This is a genomic window from Nonomuraea sp. C10 (assembly GCF_008017515.1).
Lineage (GTDB): Bacteria > Actinomycetota > Actinomycetes > Streptosporangiales > Streptosporangiaceae > Nonomuraea > Nonomuraea ferruginea.
This window is the reverse complement of the sequence record NZ_VPFF01000003.1, coordinates 2192264-2213498: the sequence shown is the minus strand read 5'-3', so window position 1 is coordinate 2213498 and position 21235 is coordinate 2192264. Positions and strand designations below refer to the sequence as shown.

22 protein-coding genes are annotated in these 21235 nt (G+C 72.2%); 8 read left to right on the top strand and 14 right to left on the bottom strand.

All coding sequences use genetic code 11. From position 1 onward, the window contains the following. Window positions 1–180: 180 nt before the first annotated feature. Window positions 181–1800 carry a chaperonin GroEL gene (gene groL / locus FR742_RS42580; protein ID WP_148036827.1) on the bottom strand — a complete coding sequence of 540 codons (1620 nt, stop codon included), beginning with the start codon at window positions 1798–1800 and terminating at the stop codon, window positions 181–183. Between the two features lie 72 nt (window positions 1801–1872). After that, window positions 1873–2187 carry a co-chaperone GroES gene (gene groES, locus FR742_RS42575; protein WP_219545199.1) on the bottom strand — a complete coding sequence of 105 codons (315 nt, stop codon included), beginning with the start codon at window positions 2185–2187 and terminating at the stop codon, window positions 1873–1875. A gap of 303 nt (window positions 2188–2490) precedes the next feature. Between groES and FR742_RS42570 the strand changes: the two genes are divergently transcribed. The 3 genes from FR742_RS42570 to FR742_RS42560 all read left to right on the top strand — a co-directional run bounded on the left by FR742_RS42570 (window position 2491) and on the right by FR742_RS42560 (window position 6034). Further along, window positions 2491–3663 (top strand): THUMP-like domain-containing protein, encoded by a 1173-nt coding sequence (locus tag FR742_RS42570; RefSeq protein WP_148036825.1) that lies wholly within the window; start codon window positions 2491–2493, stop codon window positions 3661–3663. 191 nt (window positions 3664–3854) lie between these two features. Next, window positions 3855–5474, top strand: coding sequence for a hypothetical protein (locus FR742_RS42565; RefSeq protein ID WP_148036824.1), 1620 nt, complete (start codon window positions 3855–3857; stop codon window positions 5472–5474). A gap of 95 nt (window positions 5475–5569) precedes the next feature. Next, window positions 5570–6034, top strand: coding sequence for a tetratricopeptide repeat protein (locus FR742_RS42560; RefSeq protein ID WP_148036823.1), 465 nt, complete (start codon window positions 5570–5572; stop codon window positions 6032–6034). A gap of 14 nt (window positions 6035–6048) precedes the next feature. Here FR742_RS42560 and tsaD read toward each other — a convergent pair whose 3' ends face one another. The 12 genes from tsaD to FR742_RS42495 form a co-directional block, all read right to left on the bottom strand. Further along, window positions 6049–7080 carry a tRNA (adenosine(37)-N6)-threonylcarbamoyltransferase complex transferase subunit TsaD gene (gene tsaD, locus FR742_RS42555; RefSeq protein ID WP_148036822.1) on the bottom strand — a complete coding sequence of 344 codons (1032 nt, stop codon included), beginning with the start codon at window positions 7078–7080 and terminating at the stop codon, window positions 6049–6051. Continuing rightward, window positions 7073–7504, bottom strand: a complete 432-nt coding sequence (gene rimI / locus FR742_RS42550; protein WP_148037295.1) for a ribosomal protein S18-alanine N-acetyltransferase — start codon at window positions 7502–7504, stop codon at window positions 7073–7075. Before rimI ends, tsaD begins: the two co-directional genes overlap by 8 nt. An 11-nt stretch (window positions 7505–7515) precedes the next feature. Beyond that, window positions 7516–8160: a tRNA (adenosine(37)-N6)-threonylcarbamoyltransferase complex dimerization subunit type 1 TsaB gene (gene tsaB / locus FR742_RS42545; protein ID WP_148036821.1), complete on the bottom strand. Its 645-nt coding sequence runs from the start codon at window positions 8158–8160 to the stop codon at window positions 7516–7518. 51 nt (window positions 8161–8211) lie between these two features. After that, window positions 8212–9141, bottom strand: a complete 930-nt coding sequence (locus FR742_RS42540; protein WP_148036820.1) for a phosphotransferase — start codon at window positions 9139–9141, stop codon at window positions 8212–8214. 31 nt (window positions 9142–9172) lie between these two features. Next, window positions 9173–9706: a class F sortase gene (locus tag FR742_RS42535; RefSeq protein WP_187281616.1), complete on the bottom strand. Its 534-nt coding sequence runs from the start codon at window positions 9704–9706 to the stop codon at window positions 9173–9175. Between the two features lie 2 nt (window positions 9707–9708). After that, window positions 9709–10356, bottom strand: coding sequence for a hypothetical protein (locus tag FR742_RS42530; RefSeq protein WP_187281615.1), 648 nt, complete (start codon window positions 10354–10356; stop codon window positions 9709–9711). 206 nt (window positions 10357–10562) lie between these two features. After that, complete coding sequence (gene tsaE, locus FR742_RS42520) at window positions 10563–11021, bottom strand: tRNA (adenosine(37)-N6)-threonylcarbamoyltransferase complex ATPase subunit type 1 TsaE (RefSeq protein WP_148036817.1); 459 nt, start codon at window positions 11019–11021, stop codon at window positions 10563–10565. After that, the gene (locus tag FR742_RS42515) at window positions 11018–12106 is read right to left on the bottom strand and encodes an alpha/beta fold hydrolase (RefSeq protein WP_148036816.1); all 1089 of its coding nucleotides are present in this window, start codon (window positions 12104–12106) and stop codon (window positions 11018–11020) included. The genes tsaE and FR742_RS42515 overlap by 4 nt, the downstream gene beginning before the upstream one ends. Continuing rightward, complete coding sequence (gene alr / locus FR742_RS42510) at window positions 12103–13233, bottom strand: alanine racemase (RefSeq protein WP_148037293.1); 1131 nt, start codon at window positions 13231–13233, stop codon at window positions 12103–12105. Before alr ends, FR742_RS42515 begins: the two co-directional genes overlap by 4 nt. A gap of 100 nt (window positions 13234–13333) precedes the next feature. Next, window positions 13334–14821 carry an NAD(P)H-hydrate dehydratase gene (locus FR742_RS42505; protein WP_148036815.1) on the bottom strand — a complete coding sequence of 496 codons (1488 nt, stop codon included), beginning with the start codon at window positions 14819–14821 and terminating at the stop codon, window positions 13334–13336. Between the two features lie 10 nt (window positions 14822–14831). Further along, complete coding sequence (locus FR742_RS42500; RefSeq protein WP_148036814.1) at window positions 14832–15182, bottom strand: holo-ACP synthase; 351 nt, start codon at window positions 15180–15182, stop codon at window positions 14832–14834. 40 nt (window positions 15183–15222) lie between these two features. Then, window positions 15223–16635, bottom strand: coding sequence for an alkaline phosphatase PhoX (locus tag FR742_RS42495; RefSeq protein ID WP_148036813.1), 1413 nt, complete (start codon window positions 16633–16635; stop codon window positions 15223–15225). A 172-nt stretch (window positions 16636–16807) separates the two neighbouring features. On the opposite strand from FR742_RS42495, the gene coaA reads away from it, so the two are divergent. The 5 genes from coaA (at window position 16808) to FR742_RS42470 (ending at window position 21221) form a co-directional block, all read left to right on the top strand. Continuing rightward, window positions 16808–17725, top strand: coding sequence for a type I pantothenate kinase (gene coaA, locus FR742_RS42490; protein ID WP_148036812.1), 918 nt, complete (start codon window positions 16808–16810; stop codon window positions 17723–17725). 108 nt (window positions 17726–17833) lie between these two features. Beyond that, entirely contained in the window at window positions 17834–18742 is a 909-nt protein-coding gene (locus tag FR742_RS42485) for an ABC transporter ATP-binding protein (RefSeq protein WP_148036811.1), read from the top strand. After that, window positions 18735–19592, top strand: a complete 858-nt coding sequence (locus tag FR742_RS42480) for an ABC transporter permease (RefSeq protein ID WP_148036810.1) — start codon at window positions 18735–18737, stop codon at window positions 19590–19592. The genes FR742_RS42485 and FR742_RS42480 overlap by 8 nt, the downstream gene beginning before the upstream one ends. Beyond that, window positions 19589–20503: an ABC transporter ATP-binding protein gene (locus tag FR742_RS42475; protein WP_148036809.1), complete on the top strand. Its 915-nt coding sequence runs from the start codon at window positions 19589–19591 to the stop codon at window positions 20501–20503. Before FR742_RS42480 ends, FR742_RS42475 begins: the two co-directional genes overlap by 4 nt. A 1-nt stretch (window position 20504) precedes the next feature. Next, a complete protein-coding gene (locus FR742_RS42470) occupies window positions 20505–21221 on the top strand; it encodes an ABC transporter permease (RefSeq protein ID WP_148036808.1) in 717 nt (238 codons plus the stop codon). Window positions 21222–21235: the final 14 nt, after the last annotated feature.

Below are 21235 nucleotides of genomic sequence, written 5' to 3'. Positions count from 1 at the left end.
CCGCCTGCTTGAGGTTTACCGAATTAATCCGACATTCTCCATCAAGATTCGCCGCCCGCTACATGACATACCACTGGCGTTTCGAAAGCAGGTACGACTGCGAAACCGGTCCGGGCGGTGACCGAAAACCACGACGGCCCGCACCGGAGCCGGTGCGGGCCGTGAGGAGCCGGACGTGGGTCAGTGGCCGTGGCCGTGACCGTGGCCCTGGCCGGCGGCCGGAGCCTCCTCCTCGGGCTTGTCGACGACGAGCGCCTCGGTGGTCAGCAGCATCCCCGCGATCGACGCGGCGTTCTGCACGGCCGAGCGGGTGACCTTGACCGGGTCGATGACGCCCTGGGCGAGCAGGTCGCCGTACTCGCCGGTGGCGGCGTTGAGGCCGTTGCCGGCGGACAGCTCCGCCACCTTGTGCGTGACGACGTAGCCCTCCAGACCGGCGTTCTCGGCGATCCAGCGGGTCGGCTCGACCAGCGCGCGGCGCACGATGGCCACACCGGTCGCCTCGTCGCCCGTCAGGCCGAGGTCGTCGACCTCCTTGGCGACGTGGATCAGCGCCGAGCCGCCGCCGGAGACGATGCCCTCCTCGATGGCCGCGCGGGTCGCGGAGATCGCGTCCTCGAGACGGTGCTTCTTCTCCTTGAGCTCCACCTCGGTGGCGGCGCCGACGCGCAGCACGCACACGCCGCCGGCCAGCTTCGCCAGGCGCTCCTGGAGCTTCTCGCGGTCCCAGTCGCTGTCGGACTGCTCGATCGCGAGCTTGATCTCCTTGACGCGGTCCTCGATGGCCGCGGCGTCACCGGCGCCGTCGACGATCGTGGTGCTGTCCTTGTCGATCACGATGCGGCGGGCGGTGCCGAGCACCTCCAGGCCGACGTTCTCCAGCTTGAGGCCGATCTCCTCGCTGACGACCTGGCCGCCGGTGAGGATGGCCATGTCCTGCAGCATCGCCTTGCGGCGGTCGCCGAAGCCCGGGGCCTTGACGGCGACGGAGGTGAACGTGCCGCGGATCTTGTTGGTGACCAGGACGGCCAGGGCCTCGCCCTCGACGTCCTCGGCGACCACGAGCAGCGGCTTCTTGGTCTGGGCGATCTGCTCCAGCAGCGGGAGGAAGTCCGCGATGGAGGAGATCTTGCCCTGGGTGAGCAGGATGTAGGCGTCCTCCAGGACGGCCTCCATGCGCTCGGTGTCGGTGACCATGTAGGCCGACAGGTAGCCCTTGTCGAACTGGAGACCCTCGGTGAACTCCAGGTCCATGCCCATGGCGTTGGACTCTTCGACGGTCAGCACGCCGTCCTTGCCGACCTTGTCGAACGCCTCGGCGATCAGCTCACCGATCTTGGCGTCCTGGGCGGAGATCGTCGCGACGTTGGCGATCTCCTTCTTGTCCTCGACCGGCCGGGCGGAGGCGAGCAGCTTGTCGCTGACCTCCTTGGCGGCCTTGTCGATGCCGCGCTTGAGCGACAGCGGCGAGGCGCCGGCCGCGACGTTGCGCAGGCCCTCGCGGACCATGGCCTGGGCCAGGACGGTCGCGGTGGTGGTGCCGTCACCCGCGATGTCGTTGGTCTTGGTGGCCACTTCCTTGGCGAGCTGGGCGCCGAGGTTCTCGTAGCGCTCCTCAAGCTCGATCTCGCGGGCGATGGTCACGCCGTCGTTCGTGATCGTCGGAGCACCGAACTTCTTGTCGATGACGACGTTGCGGCCGCGGGGGCCGAGGGTTACCTTCACGGCATCCGCGAGGGCGTTGACGCCGCGCTCGAGCGCGCGCCGGGCGTCCTCGTCGAATTCCAGGATCTTGGCCATTTTGCTGAAAGTCCTCTCCTAGCGTCGAAGGCCCCGGGGGCTCTAGAGCGCCCGGGGCCCGACACAACCGGCTTACTTCTCGATGATCGCGAGAACGTCGCGGGCGGAGAGCACGAGGTACTCCTCGCCGCCGTACTTGACCTCGGTGCCGCCGTACTTGCTGTAGAGGACGATGTCGCCCTCACTGACGTCGAGCGGAATCCGCTTCTCGCCGTCCTCGTCCCAGTTGCCGGGACCCACCGCGAGGACCTTGCCCTCCTGCGGCTTCTCCTTGGCGGTGTCGGGAATGACCAGGCCGGAAGCGGTGGTCTGCTCTGCCTCAAGCGGCTGAACCACGATGCGGTCGCCGAGCGGCTTAACGGGAACCTTGGTGGCGGTCGTCACGATCGGACCTCCCCTTCAGATGTGACTGATTAGAAGAGGCGACCAGCTGGGCCTGCCGTCGCGGGTGCCAGACCTGCCTCGTCGCACGTTGGCACTCTCAAGGGGAGAGTGCCAACAGGAAACATATGCAAGAGGGGCTTGACAGTCAACACGAACTCGTCTGCTCACAGCGATCGTGGGCAAGCTTTCACGAGGTCGACCCGGACTCCGGAGCCTCCTGGAGCTCCAGCCTACGTCCGCGCGGGCCCCTCACGGGCCGACACGCTGGCCCGGAAGCACTCCGTACGGGCGCTACCGTCGTATGCCGTGGATCTCGACGCCTTCACCGCGCTGCTGACCCCGCGCGGCCGCGAAGCCCTGGCCGAGGCGCAGGAGCTCGTCGGCGCCGACCCCGTCGCCGCCGCCACGCGGCTGCGCAGGACCCACGACGCCGCGCTCACCTCGGCCGCGCTCACCCAGGCCCGGCTGCGCGAGCGGGCCAAGGCCAAGTTCGGCGCCGACGCCGGGCGCATGTTCTTCACCCCGCACGGCCTGGAGCAGGCGACCAGGGCCGAGGTGGCCGCCCACCGGGCGCGGCGGCTGGGCGCGGCTCCCGGGCCGCGCGTGGCCGACGCCTGCTGCGGCGTCGGGGGCGACCTGCTGGCGCTGGCGCGGGCCGGCTGCGCGGTCGACGCCGTGGACACCGACCCGCTCTCGGTCGCCGTGGCCAGGGCCAACGCCGAGGCGCTCGGGGTGGCCGACCTGGTGACCGTACGGGTGGGCGACGCCGCCGAGGTGCGGCCGGAGGCCTACGACGTGCTGTTCGCCGACCCCGCCCGGCGCACCTCCAGGGGCAGGACGTTCGACCCGCTCGCCTACTCGCCGTCCTGGCCCGTGGTGCTCGGCCTGCTGGGCAGGGCGCGGGTCGGCTGCGTGAAGGTCGCTCCGGGCATCCCGTACGAGTTCATCCCGGACGACGCGGAGGCCGAGTGGGTCTCGTACAAGGGCGAGGTGAAGGAGGCCACCCTGTGGACCGGCCGCCCGCCGGAAGGTGCGCGGCGCGCGACGCTGCTGCCGGGCGGGCACACGCTCACCGCCACCGGCGCCCGCGCGGCCACCGGGCCGGTCGGGCGGTACGTGTACGAGCCGGACGGGGCGGCCGTCAGGGCGCATCTCGTGGGCGAGGTGGCCGAGCTGGTGCGCGGGTGGCTGCCCGACCCGATGATCGCCTACATCTCGGGGGACGAGCCGGTCGACACCCCGTGGGCCACCCGCTACGAAATACAGCACGTGCTGCCGTTCTCGCTGAAGCGGCTCAGGGCCGCGCTGAGGGAGCGCGGAGTGGGCAACGCCGTCATCAAGAAACGCGGCTCGGCGGTCGATATAGAACGCCTGCGGGCCGACCTCAGGCTTTCCGGCGACAGGACCGCCGTGGTCATTCTGACGCGCGTATCCGATAAGCCCACTGTCCTGATCTGCGACCCCAGCCCACCTGCGTGAATGACAAATCAGGGCGATTCACCGATAAGCGCGACGTTTTTCTTCGCCCCTGACGGACCTTGATCGAAAGGCTAAGGTGGGCGGGCGGGAGTCCTCCCCCCTCTTGCGGTGAGCCGCGTTCTCCTTCTTATCTGCAAATCGGACCATCCCACCGCTACGCGGCAGACCGTCGACAGCGAAGGAGCCTTTCGGTGGACCATTCCAACCACACCACTCTGCTGCAGGCGGCGGGTGGCCAGACCGCCATCTCGGAGCGGATGCGGGAGCTGCTGGCGCGTGCCGCCCAGGATCACGTGTACGAGCAGCGCACGCAGGGAGCCGTGCTCGACGAGATCCGCCAGCGGCTGGAGGGCATGGAATGGCTCCTGCGCGAGGTGCGCGAGCGCGAGCTGGGCGGCCTGAGCGGCACCCTGGAGACCGTCAGCGGCCGGCTGGACGACATCGCCGCCAAGCCGCCCCTGTGGGCCGAGGGCCTGGCCCAGCACGTCGAGGCGGTGCGCGACCACGTCGACGCGGTGGGCGAGCAGGTCGGCGGCGTCGACTCGGCCGTGGAGTCGGTCGGCAAGCGCGTCCACCCGGTCATGGAGCTGCCGAAGCTGCGCGCCGACGTCACCGCCGTGTGCGAGGGGATGGAGGAGACGCTGGGCCGGCTGCAGACGGTGGTCGACTTCACCGACGACATGGCCAAGCGGATGGGTGACGTCACGGCCAGGCTGGCGCAGGTGAGCGCGGGCATGGAGGTGGCCGCCGGCCGGTTCACCCGGCTCGACAAGTCGCTGGCCGAGCTCAACTCCCGCACCGACCGCGTCGAGGGCGTGGTGCTCGACCTGTCCGACACCTTCGACGAGCGGGTGGCGAGCGCCGCCCGCGAGGTGCGGGCCCGGGTCGACGAGGTCGGCGAGCACCTGTCCGGACGCTTCGACGGCGTCGACGGCCGGGTCGACCGGGTCGAGAGCCGGCTCATGGCGCTCGACACCCGGTTCGAGACGGCCGAGGAGAGCCTGGCCGACGTCGACGCCCGCCTGCGCGGCGTGGACGCCCGCGTTACCTCCCACACCGGCCGCTTCGACGCCATCGACGCCCGCCTGGCCTCCCACGCGGGCCGCTTCGACGCCCTCGACGAGCACCTCGACACGCACACCGGCCGCTTCGACGTGATCGACGAGCGGCTCACCGCCCACGCCGACCGCCTCGACGCCGCGGACACGCGGCTGACCGGCCGCTTCGACGCCGTCGACCGGCACCTCGTCACGCACGCGGACAGGTTCGACGCCATCGACGAGCGGCTGACCGCCCAGGTCGGGCGGTTCGACACGGTCGAGGACCGGCTGACCGCGCAGGACGAGCGCCTGGAGGCCGTCGACGGCCGCCTCGGCAAGGCCGCGGGCCGCCACGAGGACCGCTTCGCCGGCATCGACGACCGCCTGACCTCGCTCGACGGGCGCCTGGGCGAGGCCGAGGAGCGCCTGGCCCACCGGGTCGAGGGCCTCGACGCCCACCTGACCGGCCTCAACACCCGCGCCGAGCAGGCCGGCGAGACCCTGGAGGCGGTCGGCCGCCGCATCGACGGCCTGCCCGCCGCCCTCGGCATCGGCGAACTGCTCGACACCCACGGCGAACGGCTGACCGAGGCGGCCGCCTCGCTCGCCGAGATCGTCCGCTCCCGCCCCGACCGCGACACGCTCGCCGAGACCGTCTCGGACATCGTCCAGCCCGCCACCACCGACCTCAACAAGCGCCTGGGCGCCCTGGAGGAGACCATGCTGGCGCTCGCCGAAGCACTGCTGCGGCCGAGCCGCGCCAAGGACTGACGCGGCTCCCCCGTACGCGAGCCGGCGGAAGGGCGCTGAGCGACGCACGGCGAGTAGGCTCACCATGATCGCTGGCGACAGTGGAGGAGCCGCTCATGACCACCGACCCCACGATGGCCCGGATCGCCCAGGGAGTGGAGTTACATCACCACCAAGGGCAGCGTGATGCCGCTCGTGACCTGTTCGCGCAGATCTGGGACGACATCGGCGGCGAGCAGGGTGACCCGCTGCATGTCTGCGTCCTCGCCCACTCGATGGCCGACGTGCAGGACGACGTGCACGAGGAACTGACGTGGGACCTGCGGGCGCTCGCCGCCGTCGGCCAGGTCACCGACGAGCGGGTGGCCGAGGCCGGGGTGCCGCTATCGGTGGCCGGCCTGTATCCGTCGTTGCACCTGAACTTGGGTGAGTGCTACCGGAAGCTGGGCGATCTCGGCCGCGCCCGCGAGCACCTCCAGCAGGCGCGGGCCGAGATCGGCGCACTCGGCGACGACGGCTACGGCCGGCTCATCAAGGGCGGGCTGGAGCGGCTGGCCGAACAGCTGGACGAGACCGTCTGAGCGCGCCCGCGCGGTCAGACGTTGACGGTCGTGATCGGCAGGGACGAGTCGGCGGGGATGTCCAGCGCGGAGGGCGCGATCCCGGCAGCCACCAGGTCGGAGCCGAGCGCGGCCACCATGGCGCCGTTGTCGGTGCACAGCCCCGGGCGGGGCACGCGCAGCCGCACGCCCGCCGCGTCGCACCGCTCCTGGGCCAGGGCGCGCAGCCGTGAGTTGGCCGCCACCCCGCCGCCGATGAGCAGGTCGTGCACGTCGTACTTCCGGCACGCCTGCAACGCCTTGCGGGTCAGCACGTCGACGACCGCCTCCTGGAACGAGGCCGCCACGTCGGGCACGTGGATGCGCTCGCCCGCGGCCTCGCGGGCCTCCACCCAGCGTGCGACGGCGGTCTTGAGCCCGGAGAAGGAGAAGTCGAGCGTGCCGTCGTCGATCTTGCCGCGGGGGAAGGCGACCGCCGTGCCGGAGCCGTCGCGGGCCGCCTTGTCGATGTACGGGCCGCCGGGGAACGGCAGCCCGAGCACCCGCGCCACCTTGTCGAACGCCTCCCCCGCCGCGTCGTCCACGGTGGACCCGAGCGAGATCACGTCCGCGGCCACGTCGGGCACCAGCAGCAGCGAGGAGTGGCCCCCGGACACCAGCAGGGCGATGCACGGCTTGGGCAGCGGCCCGTGTTCGAGCTGGTCGACGGCGACGTGCGCGGCCAGGTGGTTGACGCCGTAGAGCGGGACGCCCAGGCCGAGGGCGTACGACTTGGCGGCGGCCACGCCGACCAGCAGCGCCCCGGCCAGCCCCGGCCCGGCGGTGACGGCCACCGCGTCGACGTCGGAGAGCTTCACCCCGGCCGCGGCCAGCGCCGCGTCCACGGTGGGCGTCATGGCCTCCAGATGGGCGCGCGAGGCGACCTCGGGCACCACGCCGCCGTAGCGGGCGTGCTCGTCCATGCTGGAGGCGATGGTGTTGGCCAGCAGCGTGTGGCCCCTGACGAGGCCGATGCCGGTCTCGTCACAGGACGTCTCGATGCCCAGGACCAGGGGTGCGTCAGCCATCCTGCTTCCTTCTCATCATGATCGCGTCGGTGCCGTCGTCGTAGTAGCGGCGGCGGGTGCCGATGCTCTCGAACCCGAATCGCTCGTAGAGGCCGCGCGCCACCGGGTTGTCCTCCCGCACCTCCAGGAAGATCTCGCGAGCCCCGCGGCGGCGCGCCTCGGCCAGCAACTCGGTGAGCATGGCGGCGCCGACGCCGGTGCCGCGGTGGGCCGGCAGCACCGCGATCGTCTGCACGTCGGCCTGGTCGGCGGCGACCGCGACCCCGGCGTAGCCGACGATCACGTCGTCGACCACGGCCACCACGTAGTGTCTCGTGCGCGGCTGGTCGGCCAGCTCGCCGCGCATCATGCCCTCGCTCCACGCGTCGAGCGGGAACGTGGCGCGCTCGATCGCCATGACCTCCGGCAGGTCGCCCTCGGTCATCTGGCGCAGCCTCACGCCGTCACCCGCTTGGGCGCGCCCGGCACGGCCGCGTCGGGGCGGCGCAGGTAGATCGGGCGGGCCTCGTCGAGCGGCACGCCCGCCGCGATGCGCTCGGCCGCCAGCGCGGCCAGGAACCCGGCGTGCGGGTAGGCGGGCTCGCGGGCCGGGCCGAGCGCGCCGGGGTAGAGACCGGCTCCGGCGCCGACCACCGGCAGGCCCTCGACGGGCACCTCGGCGGGCTTGTCGACGGAGGGGCCGTCGAGCCTGGTGCGCCGGTCGGCGTAGCGGGCCCAGAAGACCTCCTTGCGCCGCGCGTCGGTCGCCACCAGGAACGGCTCGTCGAGGCCGCTGCCGTACGCCAGCGCGTCGAGTGTGCAGATGCCGTGGGCGGGCACGCCGAGCGTGGCCGCCAGCGCCTGCGCGGTCATCAGCCCGACGCGCAGGCCGGTGTAGGGGCCGGGGCCGCGCCCTGCGACGACGGCCGTCACCTCGCGCAGCGGCACGCCCGCCTCGGCGAGCACCCGCTCGACGGCCGGCGCCAGCAGCTCGCCGTGGCGGCGCGCGTCGATCGTCGTGGATTCGGCGAGCACCCGCTCGCCGTCGTGGACAGCGGCGGTGACGGCGGGCGTCGCGGTGTCAAAGGCCAGGACCAGCACGACTGTTTAGCCTACCCGCGGCTCACACCCCACCGCGCCCGTACGCGCTCCTCAGGCCCAGCCCGTGCGGTGGCGCAGCCACTCCAGCGCCTCGACGCCCTGCGCGTGCTGGAAGGCGCGCAGGGTGGGCAGCCCCGGCGGGGCCGGCTGGCGGCTCTGCCGCAGGAAGAAGCCGGTCAGCCCGGCCAGCGCGGCGGTGATGGCCGGGTCCGGGTCGGGCAGCAGCTCCTGCGGCGGCGGCCCTCCCTGCATGGCCACCGACGGCAGCATGGCCATGAGGTCGAACCAGGCGGCTCCCGTGCACGCCCACGGCCAGTCGACGACGTACACCCGGTCACCGGCCACCAGCAGGTTGTCGGCGCGCAGGTCGGAGTGGAGCAGCGTGTCGCCCGCGGCCCCCTCGGCCCAGCCGGACTCCAGCTCGGCCAGCGCGGCGAGATGGCGCAGCACCCACGGGTCGAGCCCGGCGGTGTCCTCGCCCAGCAGCCTGCGCCAGCCGCGGAACGCGTCACCGAACCGTTCCGCGATGGGCGGCGCGTCGATGGGCGACGGCGTCAGCTCGGCGCCCATCCGGCGCACGGCGGCCAGCACCAGGTCCAGCTCGTCGCGGCGCCACGGCGTCACCGGATGGCGCCCCTCGATGTCCTCGAACACCAGCGTCACCCAGCCGTCGAGCTCGAAGGAGGTGAGCAGCCGGGGAGCGGGCACGGCGGCGGGCAGCGCGGCGGAGATCGCGGCCTCCGCCCGGTAGATGCGGACGGAGTCGGGGTTCTGCTCCGGGCTCACGGTCTTGACGAAGGCCCGGCGGCCCCCGTCGGTGCGCAGCCGCACCGCCGCGGCCGGGGAGAAGCCGCCGTCCTGGGTGACCGCCTCGGCCACCCGGCCGCCGAGGAACTCCTCCACGGCGGCGCGCACGCCGGCGTGGACGTCCTGCCAGGGTACGCGCACGCCGGTCGCCGGCGGGTTCGTCCGAGTGCTCATGCATCCATGATCGGGTGCGGGGCAACCGGTTTTAGGCGCGCGACGCGTACACGATGATGTTGTCGACGTACTCGCCCTGGGCCGCGTCGAACCTTCCGCCGCAGGTCACGAGCTTGAGCCCGTCCTCGACGTACACCTTCCTGAGCGGGAACTCGTCCTTGTGCACCTGCTCGACGGCGTCGACCTTGTACGTGACGGTCTTGCCGTCGCTCCGCTCGACCCGTACCTTCGAGCCCTTGCGCAGGTGGCGGAGCTTGTAGAAGACGGCGGGCGCGGTCTTGGTGTCGACGTGGCCGATGATCACCGAGGCGCCCTTCTCGCCGGGCACCACGCTGCCGGTGTACCAGCCCGCCATCTCGGGCTTCTCGTAGGGCGGCAGCTCGACCTCGCCGTTCTTCACGCCGAGCTTCATCAGCGGCGCCTCGACGTCGATCGACGGGATGCCGATGGTCTCGGGCACGACCGCGGCCGCGGCCTGCTCGGGCTGCTGCATGCTCTGACCGAAGGCGACCAGCACCAGGCCCGTGACGGCGCCCGCGAGCACCACCCGTCCGGAACTCGCCATGACTAGGACCGGCGGCGCTTGACCGCCACGCCGACGCCGACGGCGAGCGCCAGCCCGATGGCCGCGCCGACGCCGCCGAGCGGGATCGACGTGCCCTCGTCGACTTCCTTGCCGAACGTGCCGCCGCCGCCCGCCCTGGGCGCCCTGGTGGGCACGTCACTGGGCAGCGGTTCCGCGCGGGCCACGCGCAGGGTGGCGCGGCCCGAGTGGTTGGTGCCGTCGCACTTGACGTCCACGCGGTACGAGCCGCGCCGGACCGTTCCGGAGATCTGCGCCTGACCGCGCACCCAGTCGCCCCCGGCGTTGCCGGTCGGGCTGGGCGTGCCGCCCGAGGTGGTCGGGTTGAGCGTGACCCCGCTGACGAACGCCCTGGACGTGGCGGTGCCGGTGTGGGCGGGCCCGCCCTGCGGCGCCGGGCAGTTGGCCAGGATCCACACGGTGGAGCTCTCGCCCGCCGTGACGCGGTCGGGGTTGAGCTGGACCGAGATGGAGGAGACCGCCGGAGTGGCGGTCGCCGTGGCCGTCGTGGTGGCCGTCGTGGTTGCGGTGGTGGTGGCGGTCGGCTGGCCCGTGCCTGTCGGGCTGCCGGTCGGCGTGGAGCTCTCCGCCGGTGTCTGCGCCTCCGCCGCGCAGCCCATGAGGCCGATCATGAGGATGGCCCCCGCATAAGCGACTCGCCTGACCCTGAGCACCGCCGCACCCCACTCCGCCGCTCTTTTCCTAGCATCCACCGGTTTCGTGGATACCGCCCTCCTGATACCCAGATTTTCTGGGCCAACCCTTACCAATGATCATGTTTCTCGTCATGGCGAAGGTACGTCAAGGGTGTCAGCATGACCCGGAGTTGGTGCGGGTTTTACTCTTGTGCGGCGTCAGTCGGCGTGTCGGCCCAGCGCGGGCCGACACCTCGCAGGGTCACGGTGCGGGCGTCGTCGCCCGACTCGCGGTCGATGTGGATCTCCAGGCGGTCTTCGGCGAGCCCTTCGACCAGGCCCTCGCCCCACTCGACGACCGTCACCGACTCCTCCAGCGAGGCGTCGAGGTCGAGGTCGTCCACCTCCAGGTCGCCGCCGAGCCGGTAGGCGTCGGCGTGGACCAGCGCGGGGCCGCCGCACAGCGACGGGTGCACCCGGGCGATGACGAACGTGGGCGAGGTGATCGGCCCGCGGACCTTGAGCCCTTCGGCGATGCCCTGCACGAGCGTGGTCTTGCCGGCGCCGAGCGGGCCCGACAGGACCAGCAGGTCGCCGGGGCGCAGCAGGGACGCCAGGCGCGTGCCGTACGCGCGCGTCTCCTCGGCGGTGCGCAGCCTCACACGCCCACCCTCTTGATCAGGTCGCGGAGCGCGTCGGTGACGGCGCCGGGACGTTCGAGCTGGATCAGGTGCGAGGTGTCGGGCACCTCGATGAACTGGGCCTTGGGCAGCGCCTCGGCCATGGCGCGGCTGTGGTCGGGGGGAGTCAGCCAGTCCTGGTCACCGACCATGATCGCGGTCGGCACCGGGTCGAGCACGTGCAGCGCGGACAGCTTGTCGTGGTTCATCAGCGCGGGATAGAAGTCGGCGACCACCTCGGTCGGGGTCGCCCTGATCATGGACTCGGCGAAGTCGACGAGGGTGGGGCTGACGTTCTTGGAGTCGCCGAAGGCCATGTAGCGGGTCAGCAGGAAGGCGATGTCGCTGCCCGCGTGGCGGGTGCGGTCGACGAGCGAGCCCCGGCGGCCGAGCATCGACACCGTGGTCGGGGCGACCTTGTGGACGGCCTTGGACACCAGCGCGGGCAGCCCGAGCGTCAGCTCGGCCAGCTTGCCCGCGGAGGTGGCGATGAGGGCGACGCCGCGCACCCGGTCGCCGAACAGCTCGGGGTGGCGGTCGGCGAGCGCCATGATCGTCATGCCGCCCATGGAGTGGCCGACGAGCACGCACGGCCCCGGCACGAACTGGTCGAGCACCTCGGCCAGGTCGTCGCCGAGCCGGTCGATCGAGGTGTCGCCGGAGACGGCGCGCTGGGAGCGGCCGTGCGAGCGCTGGTCCCACACCACGACGCGGTGGTGCTCGCGCAGGTCCCTGCGCTGGTAGTGCCACGATTCGAGACTGAGACAGTAGCCATGGCACAGCACGACGGTCAGCGGCGCGTCGTGTCCGTCGTCGTCGCCTTCCTCCGGGGGCCTTCGCTCCTCCGGCCCGTCGACCTCGACGTGCAGGGCCACGCCGTCGGAGGTGATGAGCGTGTGGGAGCTGCCGCCCAGCTCGCCGAAGGGCTCGCTGGCCTCCAGGTCGGGGCGGAGGCGGATGCGGCCGACCGCGTAGCGCTTGGCCATGGCCGCGGCCGCGATGCCCGCGGACGCCGCGCCGACGAGCGCGCCGGCGATCCCGAACCTGCGGCGTGTTGTCGTCGTCATGTCCTCTGTCCCTCGTAGACCCTCGGCACGCGCGCCCCGATCCTCGTCACGATCTCATGCGTGATCGTGCCGAGGGTATCCGCCCACTCCTGAGCGGTCGGCTCGCCCTGGTCTCCCGGTCCGAACAGGACGACCTCGTCGCCTGCCCGCAACGGGTCGTCACCCACATCGATCATGAACTGGTCCATGCACACGCGCCCGGCCACCCGCCTTCGCCTGCCGCCGGCCAGCACCTCCGCGCGGTCGGTCGCGTGACGCAGGATCCCGTCGGCGTAGCCGAGCGGGACCAGGCCGAGCGTGGTCTCGCGGCCGGTCACGTAGAGGTGCCCGTAGGACACCCCCGAGCCCTCCGCCACGCGTTTGACCATGGCGAGGCGCGCGACGAGCGTCATGGCCTGGCGCAGCCCGAAGTCGCCCAGCTCGGGGACGGGGCTCAGACCGTAGACGGCGATGCCGGCGCGCACCATGTCGAAGTGCGTCCTGGGCAGGGTCATCACGGCGGCCGAGTTGGCGAGGTGCCTGATCACGTGGGAGCCGGCCACGCCCGCCTGCTCGGCCAGTTTGAGCGCGGTCTCGAAGGCGTCGGTCTGGGACTCGATGGCTGGATGGCCGGGGATGTCGGCGCAGGCGAAGTGTGACCAGATGCCGACGACCTCGACGGCGCCTTCCGCCTGCAGCTCCAGCGCCCTGCGCAGCAGGCCGGGCCAGGCGGCCAGCGGCGCGCCGCCCCTGCTCATGCCGGTGTCGGCCTCCAGGTGGACGCGGGCGGTGACGCCGGTGGAGCGGGCGGCGGCGGCGATCTCGCCGAGCAGCCGCTCGTCTGAGGCCGACACCTCGACGTCGGCCCCGATCGCCTCGCCTATCGGCTCGCCGGGCGTGATGAGCCAGGCCAGGATCGGCGCGGTGACGCCCGCGGCGCGCAGGTCGAGCGCCTCCTGGACGAACGCGGTGCCGAGCCGGCCCGCGCCGGCCTCCAACATGGCCTCGGAGGCGGGCACCAGCCCGTGCCCGTAGGCGTCGGCCTTGACGGCGGTCATCAGCTCGGCGCCGGACGCCCGCTCGCGCAGCAGCGCCACATTGTGCCTGATCGCGGTCAGGTCTACCCGCGCCTCCGCGGGCGTCGCCATCGGGGAGCTCATCCTTCTAGTTTGGCAGCTCCTGAACGTGGTCGAGCGCGATTTCCGCCGCTCAGAACCCCGATGACGGCAGGGCCCACGGTCTCGCCGCTCACGGCACCAGGCTCCGCGCGCTTTCTTCGTCCAGCGACCGGATGGCGGCGGGGAGCGCCTCGGCCACCGCGGCGGCTGTGAGCGGCGCTCCGTCGGCGGCGATCCTCCCGGCGAGGCCGTGCAGGTAGGCGGCGCACGAGCCGGCGTCCCGCGCGCCGAGCCCCTGGGCGAGCAGCGATCCCGCGATGCCGGACAGCACGTCGCCGGTGCCGCCGGTGGCCAGCCACGGCGTGCCCGTGCCGTTGACCCGGGCCGGCTCGCCCTCCTCGGCGACGACCGTGGTGGACCCCTTGAGCAGCACGGTGACGCCCAGCTCGGCCGCCGCCGCCCGCGCGTGCGCGAGCGGCGCCGCCTCGATGTCACCGCGCGCCGCCCCGGTCAGCCGCGTCAGCTCGCCCGCGTGCGGGGTGATCAGGACCGGCGCGGTACGGCGGAGCAGCGAGACGTCGTGGGCCACGACGTTCAGGCCGTCGGCGTCCACCAGCACGGGCACGTCGGTGGCGAGCACCCGGAGGACCAGCTCGCGGGCCCATCGGCCGGTGCCGAGCCCGGGCCCGAGCACCCACGCCTGCACCCGGCCCACGTCGTCGATCGACGGCTCGTCCAGCTCGGTCACGACCGCCTCGGGCCAGCGGGCCCGCACCTGTCCGACTGGCCGGCAGGGCCCGGCGTAGCGGACCATGCCCGCCCCTGCGTGCAGCGCGCCGCCGACGGCGAGCACCGCGGCGCCGGTGTACTGGTCGCTGCCCGCGACGACGCCGACCACTCCCCTGCGGTACTTGTCGGAGGCGGCCGCCGGTCGCGGCAGCGTGGCCCGTACGGACGCGCGGGTGAGCGCGGTGACGTCAGGACCTGGCAGGTACGGGCCGAGCCCGATGTCGATCAGCTCCACCCGGCCCGCGTGGGCGGCGCCCGGGTCGACCAGCAGGCCGGTCTTGAGCGCCCCCATCGTCACCGTCACCGCCGCCCGGACCGCGCCCCCCTCGACCCTGCCGGTGGAGGCGTCGACGCCGCTGGGCACGTCCACGGCGACGACCGGCGCGGCGGTGTGACCGGCCGTCTCCGCCAGCCCGGCGTACGGCTCGCGCAACGCCCCCGACGCCCCGATCCCGACCAGCCCGTCGACGATCAGGTCTGCGCCCTCGACGGCACGGCGGACGTCGTCCCCGCCACCGGGCTTCCGGGACACCCCGCCCGCGGCCAGGAGCGCGGTCAGGCCCGCCTCGTGGACGCGGGAGCCGGCGAGCACCGCCGTCACCCCCGCGCCGCGCCTGGCGAGGGCCGCCCCGGCGTGGAGGGCGTCGCCGCCGTTGTCGCCGCTGCCCACGAGCAGCACGACGCGGCTCCCGTACACGCGGGGAAGCATGGCGGCGCAGACGGCGGCCAGCCCGGTCGCGGCGCGCAGCATGAGCGTGCCCTGCGGCAGGGTGGCCATCAGCGCGCGCTCGGCGGTCCTGATCTGGTCGGCGGTGTAGGCGGTGAACACCCTGACCAAACTATCCTTCGGCGATCACGTAAGCCATCGCGACGCCGCCGTCGTGGCTCAGCGAGACGTGCCAGCGCTGGACCCCCAGCCGGCGGGCGACCTCGGCGGCCTCGCCGGTGACGCACAGCTCGGGCCTGCCGCTGCGGTCGCGGCGCACCTCGGCCTCCAGGTGGCTCAGCCCGCGCGGCGCGCCGAGCGCCTTGGCCACGGCCTCCTTGGCGGCGAACCTGGCGGCCAGCGACTGGATCGCGAGATCCCGCTCGACCTCGGTGAACAGCCTCTCGCGCAGCGCGGGTGTGCGCTCCAGAGCGTCGCGGAAGCGTGCGATGTCGACCACGTCGACCCCGATGCCGAGGATCATCGCCCCAGGTTACCCCCAGAAGATCCGCTCGACGGGGACGTCAGAAGGCGCCTCGTGCCCAGGGACCCCAGATGGCGATCGTGCGGCCCCGCTCGGCCTGGACGTTCACGTACAGGGTGTGCCCGCCGGGCCCGAACGTGGTGCCGGCGAACTCGGCGCCGGGATCGCCCGGGATGGGCTCCAGGCGGCAGAAGTCGAAGATCTCCCCGTTCCTGGTGAGCCCGCGCAGGTAGTTGTCGCCGTCGCCGTCCTCGCAGAGCACGAGCGTGCCGCGGCCGCTGACCGTCACGTTGTCGGGCAGGTCGAGGGCGGCGGCGCGGGGCGACTGGTAGACGAGCCTGAGCGTGCCGCTCCACGTCTCGTACGCCCAGACCTGGCCGCGCCCGTCGCCGAAGCCGTCGGGCGGGTCGTCGTCCGGGGCCGCGTCGCCGCCCTGAGTGGAGACGAAGTAGATGGTGCCCCGGTGGTGGACGGCGCCTTCGAGCCTGGCGAAGACCGCCGCGCCCGCGGCCCTGCCCTGCCCGCCGACGGCCTTCCCGGCCTGGGCCCTGGACGTCCCGGCGGGCAGTGCGGGGTCGGGCTCCTCGATGTCCACCCAGGTGGTGGCGAACGTGCCGCCGGTGCGGTGTCCCACGGACAGGTCGGCGCGCGGCTCGCCCTTGACCGCGAGCATCTGCAGCCTGCCGCCGTCGAGCAGCCTCCCGGCCCGCATCGGGTGCTCCGGAGCGACGTACCGGTAGAAACCCGAGGGATGGTGGTAGTTGTCCTCGGTGAGATAGAGGGTGCCGGTGGCGGGGTCGAAGGCGGCGGACTCGTGCGCGAACCGTCCCGCGGCCCTGATCGGCCGGCCGCTGGCGGCGCCCTTCAGGGGGACCTCGAAGACGTAGCCGTGCTTCCTGGTCAGCCGGTCGTTGCCGGCGCCGGCCACGTCGGGGCCGTCCACGGTCTCCTCGCAGCTGATCCAGGCGCCCCACGGCATGGGGCCGCCGGAGCAGTTCCGCAGTGTGCCGCTGAGCGACGGGCGGCTCTTGAGCACCTCGCCTTCGCGGGTGACCCGCAGGGTGAAGGTGCCGCCGCCGGCCATCCTGTCGTAGGCGAGGTCAGGGTCGCCGAACGCGCTGACGGGGCCGCCGACCTCGTGGTTGCGGACGAGGATCGCGGTGTCGCGCGGGCCGCGGAACGCGGCCATGCCGTCGTGGCTGCCCGGCACCACGCCGCCGCCGGGTAACCGTTCACCGGCCGCGCCGAACGAGCGGTAGCGGAAGCCCTCGGGCAGGTGCAGCCGGACCTCGCCGTCGGCCAGGTCGCGCACCGGTCTCAGCCGCCCGTACCCTCCGCGCGGCCCGTCGCCCGTGACGGGCACGGCGCCGCCGCGCGCGCCCGCGCACGCGACCCCCGCGAACGGCCCGGCCGCCAGCACGGCCGCCCTGGCCAGGAAGCTGCGACGGTCCACACGACCTCCGAGACGGCGACGACTACCCGCACGATAACCCCAGGTATCCCCACCATTCCGGCGAATCCTGCATCCTTCCCCGAACTGGTTATCGGTAATCCCCCGTTTTCATCCACAGCCTGTGGATACCCCGGCTGATGGGCAAGCTGGACCGCGTCGTTACGCTGCCAAGGTGAACAACGGTTACGTTGAACTGAGCAGGGAGCAGTGGAGCGACCTCCGCAAGAACACGCCCTTGACTCTCACCGCGGACGAGCTGGAAGAGCTGCGCGGCGTTGACGATCCCATCGACCTCACCGAAGTGACCGACATCTATCTGCCGCTGACCCGGCTGCTCAACCTCCATTTCACCGGATCCAAGCAGCGCAGCAGCGTGCTGAGCGCCTTCCTCGGGCATCACGAGCGGCGCGTGCCGTACGTCCTGGGCATCGCGGGCAGCGTCGCGGTCGGCAAGTCGACGACGGCGCGGCTGCTCCACACGCTGCTGGCGAGGTGGCCGGAGCATCCGCACGTGGAGTTGGTGACGACGGACAGCTTCCTCTATCCGAACGCGGTGCTGGAGTCCAAGGGCATCATGCATCGCAAGGGCTTCCCCGAGAGCTACGACCGGCGGGCGCTGGTGCGGTTCGTGGCTGAGGTGAAGGCGGGGGCGGCCGAGGTGCACGCGCCGGTCTACAGCCATCTGGAGTACGACATCGTCCCGGGCGCCTCCCAGGTCGTGAAAAATCCAGACATCCTCATCATGGAAGGGCTCAACGTCCTCCAGCCCGCCCCGCCCACCTCCCTCGCCGTCAACGACTACTTCGACTTCTCCATCTACGTCGACGCCAAGGTGGAACACGTCCGCACGTGGTACGTCGACCGCTTCCACAAGCTCCGCCGCACCGCCTTCGAAGACCCCAAGTCCTACTTCAAGTACATCGCGGACATGCCGTACGACGAGGCGACGAAGTTCGCCGTCAACGTCTGGCGCGACATCAACGAACGCAACCTGATCGACAACATCGCCCCCACCCGCGGCCGCGCCGACCTGGTCATGCACAAGGGCCGCGACCACTCCGTCCGGCGGGTGGTGCTGCGCAGGACCTGATCCCTGAGGAGGACCCTGGCCGGGGCCCCGATGCCGGACTCAGGGATGACACCCATTCATCCCTTGGGACGACGATTCGCGGCATCCCCGGCCGGTAGGGTCCGGGGCATGCACATCCTCGCCATCGAGGGGCTGACCAAACGCTTCCCCACCGTCACGGCGCTCGACCGGCTCACGGTCACCGTCGGTCCCGGCGTCACCGGCCTCGTCGGGGCGAACGGCGCGGGCAAATCGACGCTCATCAAGATCCTGCTCGGCCTGCTGCCGGTGTCCGAGGGCCGGGCCGCCGTGCTCGGCCTCGACGCCTTCACCCAGAGCGCCGAGATCCGCAGGCTGGTCGGCTACATGCCGGAGCACGAGTGCCTGCCGCCCGACGTGTCCGCGACCGAGCTGGTCGTCCACCTCGCGCGGATGTCGGGGCTGCCGCGCACCGCCGCCCGCGAGCGCGCCGCCGACGTGCTGCGCCACGTCGGCCTCGCCGAAGAGCGCTACCGCCCGATCGGCGGCTACTCCACCGGCATGAAGCAGCGGGTCAAGCTCGCCCAGGCGATCGTCCACGACCCCAAGCTGATCTTCCTCGACGAGCCGACCAACGGGCTCGACCCCCGGGGCCGCGACGAGATGCTGACCCTGATCCGGCGCATCGGCACCGAGTTCGGCATCAGCGTGCTCGTCACCTCCCACCTGCTCGGCGAGCTGGAGCGGGTCTGCGACCACGTCATCGTGATCGACGCCGGCCGGCTGCTGCGCTCGTCCGCCATCACCGAGTTCACCCAGGCCACCGAGACCATCACGGTCGAGGTCGAGGAGGGCGCCGACGCGCTGGCCGGGCGGCTGGCCGAGCTGGGCCAGACCGTCACCCCGCACGGCCGCATGCTCCTCGTCAAGGTGCGCGGCCCCGAGACCTACGACGCCGTCCGCGACGCCACCGCCGACCTCGACCTGTGCCTCATCCGCCTGGAGCAGGGACGCAACCGCATCGAGGACGTCTTCAGGGGGGAGGCCGCCCATGTCTGAGATCTACGACATCGGCTACCGCCACTACGACGGCCCCCGGCTGGGCCGCCACCACACCGTGCTGGCGCTGGGCGTCCACAGCCTGCGCGGCGTCTTCGGCCTCGGCCGGCCCGCCAGATCCAAGATCATGCCGTTCTCGCTGGCCGCCATCATGATGTTCCCCGTCGTGGTGTCGATCGCGACGATGGCGATGATCCAGCAGCGGGTCGGCGACTACAGCGGCTACGCCGTGGTCATGCAGGCCGTGGTGGCCATCTTCCTGGCCTCCCAGGCGCCCACCGTGGTCGCCCCCGACCTGCGCCACCGCGTCCTGCCGCTCTACCTCTCCCGCCCGGTCACCATCACCGAGTACGTCGGAGCCAAGGTCGCGGCCATGACCGTGGCGCTGTTCCTGCTGGTGGCCGTCCCGCTGACGGTGATGTTCGTCGGCGACCTGCTCGTCGACATGCCCGGCCCGCCGCCCACCGGCGAATACCTCGGCGCGGTGACCATGGCCGCGGTGCTGGCCGTGCTGCTGTCCACCGTGGGGCTGGCGCTGGCCGCGCTGACGCCCCGGCGCGGGCTCGGCGTCGCCTCGGTGATCACCGTCTACCTGCTGTCCACCGGCGCGGCGCCGATGATCTACGCCGCGCTCTACGAGTCCGGTTACCGGTCGGAAGGCGCCTGGGGCTGGCTGATCAACCCGTTCTGGCTGGTCGACGCCGCGCAGGTGTGGCTGTTCGGCAGCACGGCCCACGTCCCCGACGGCGCCTACCCCGGGGGCCCGGCGCCGATCCTGATCGTGCTGGCCCTCATCGCCGCCGCCGTGGCGGTCCTGTCTGCGCGCTACCGGAAGGCGGCCTCGCAGTGAAGATCGAGCTCTCCCAGGTCTCCCGCTGGTACGGCAACGTCGTCGCGGTCAACGACGTCACCATGACGATCGGGCCCGGCGTCACCGGCCTGCTCGGGCCCAACGGAGCCGGCAAGTCGACGCTCCTCCACATGATGGCCGGGTTCCTGTCCCCCTCCGGCGGCACCGTCACCCTCGACGGCGCCGCCGTCTGGAAGAACCACCACGTCTACCGCGACATCGGCCTGGTGCCCGAGCGCGAGGGCGTCTACGGCTTCCTGACCGGCTGGCAGTTCGTGCTCTCGGCGGCCAGGCTCCACGGCCTGCCCAACCCGGAGGAGGCCGCCCGCAAGGCCCTGGCCACGGTCGAGATGGAGGAGCCGAAGGACCGCCGGGTCGAGACCTACTCCAAGGGCATGCGCCAGCGGGTCAAGGTCGCCGCCGCGCTCGTCCACGACCCCGGCGTGCTGCTGCTCGACGAGCCCTTCAACGGCATGGACCCACGCCAGCGGCTCCACCTGATGGACCTCATCCGGTCGATGGGCACCGCCGGCAAGACCATCCTGTTCAGCTCCCACATCCTGGAGGAGGTCGAGCGGGTCGCCCAGCACATCGAGGTGCTGGTCTCGGGCCGCCACGCCGCCTCGGGCAACTTCCGCGACATCCGCCGGCTCATGACCGACCGGCCCCACCTGTTCAGGATCCGCTCCAGCGACGACCGCAAGCTCGCCGCCGCCCTCATCCGCGACGACTCCGCCGGAGGGGTCACGCTCAGCCTCGACGGCCTGGAGGTGCAGGCCACCGAGTTCCGCCGGTTCGCCAGGCTGCTCCCCCGCGTGGCCCGCGACCAGGGCGTGCGCCTGCACGAGGTGTCACCCGCCGACGAGGACCTGGAGAGCGTCTTCTCCTACCTGATCAACAGGAGCAGCTGACATGAACACCGTCGTGGCAGGCATCACCTACCGGGCGCTGCTGGGCAGGCGCAGGGTCGTCCTGCTGCTCCTGCTGCCCCTGGCGCTGATCGCCCTGGCCCTCATGTTCAGCTTCTTCGGCGGCGGCGACCAGCGCACGGCCGTGCTGCTGATGCAGAACTTCGCCATCGGCACCCTCCTGCCGCTGCTCGGTCTCATCGCCGGCACAGGAGTGATCGCCCCCGAGATCGACGACGGCACCATCATCCACCTGATGTCCAAGCCGATCTCCCGGCCACTCGTCGCGTGGACCAAGTTCGCGGTGGCGGCCTCACTGGTGGCCGTGTTCGCGGCCGTGCCCACCTACCTTGCGGCCTGGATCCTCGTGGGCAACGAAGACGGCATCGCCGCCGGCTTCGCCCTCGGCACCCTCGTCGCCGGCATCGCCTACGCGGCCGTCTTCCTGCTGCTCGGCGTCGTCACCCGCCACGCGGTCACGATCGGCATCATCTACGCCCTCGTCTGGGAGTCGCTGGTCGGCAGCCTGGTGCCGGGGGCCAAGCGCTTCTCCATCCAGCAGTGGGGCCAGACGGTCGCCGACCAGGTCGTCACCTCGCCGTTCTTCGAGGCGGAGGTCACCCTGGCCTTCGCCGTCCCCGCCCTGGTCGTCGTCACCGTCGCCGCCGTCTTCTGGGCCGGCCGCCGCCTGCGGGTCTTCTCCCTGACGGGCGACGAATAGCGACCAGGCGATTG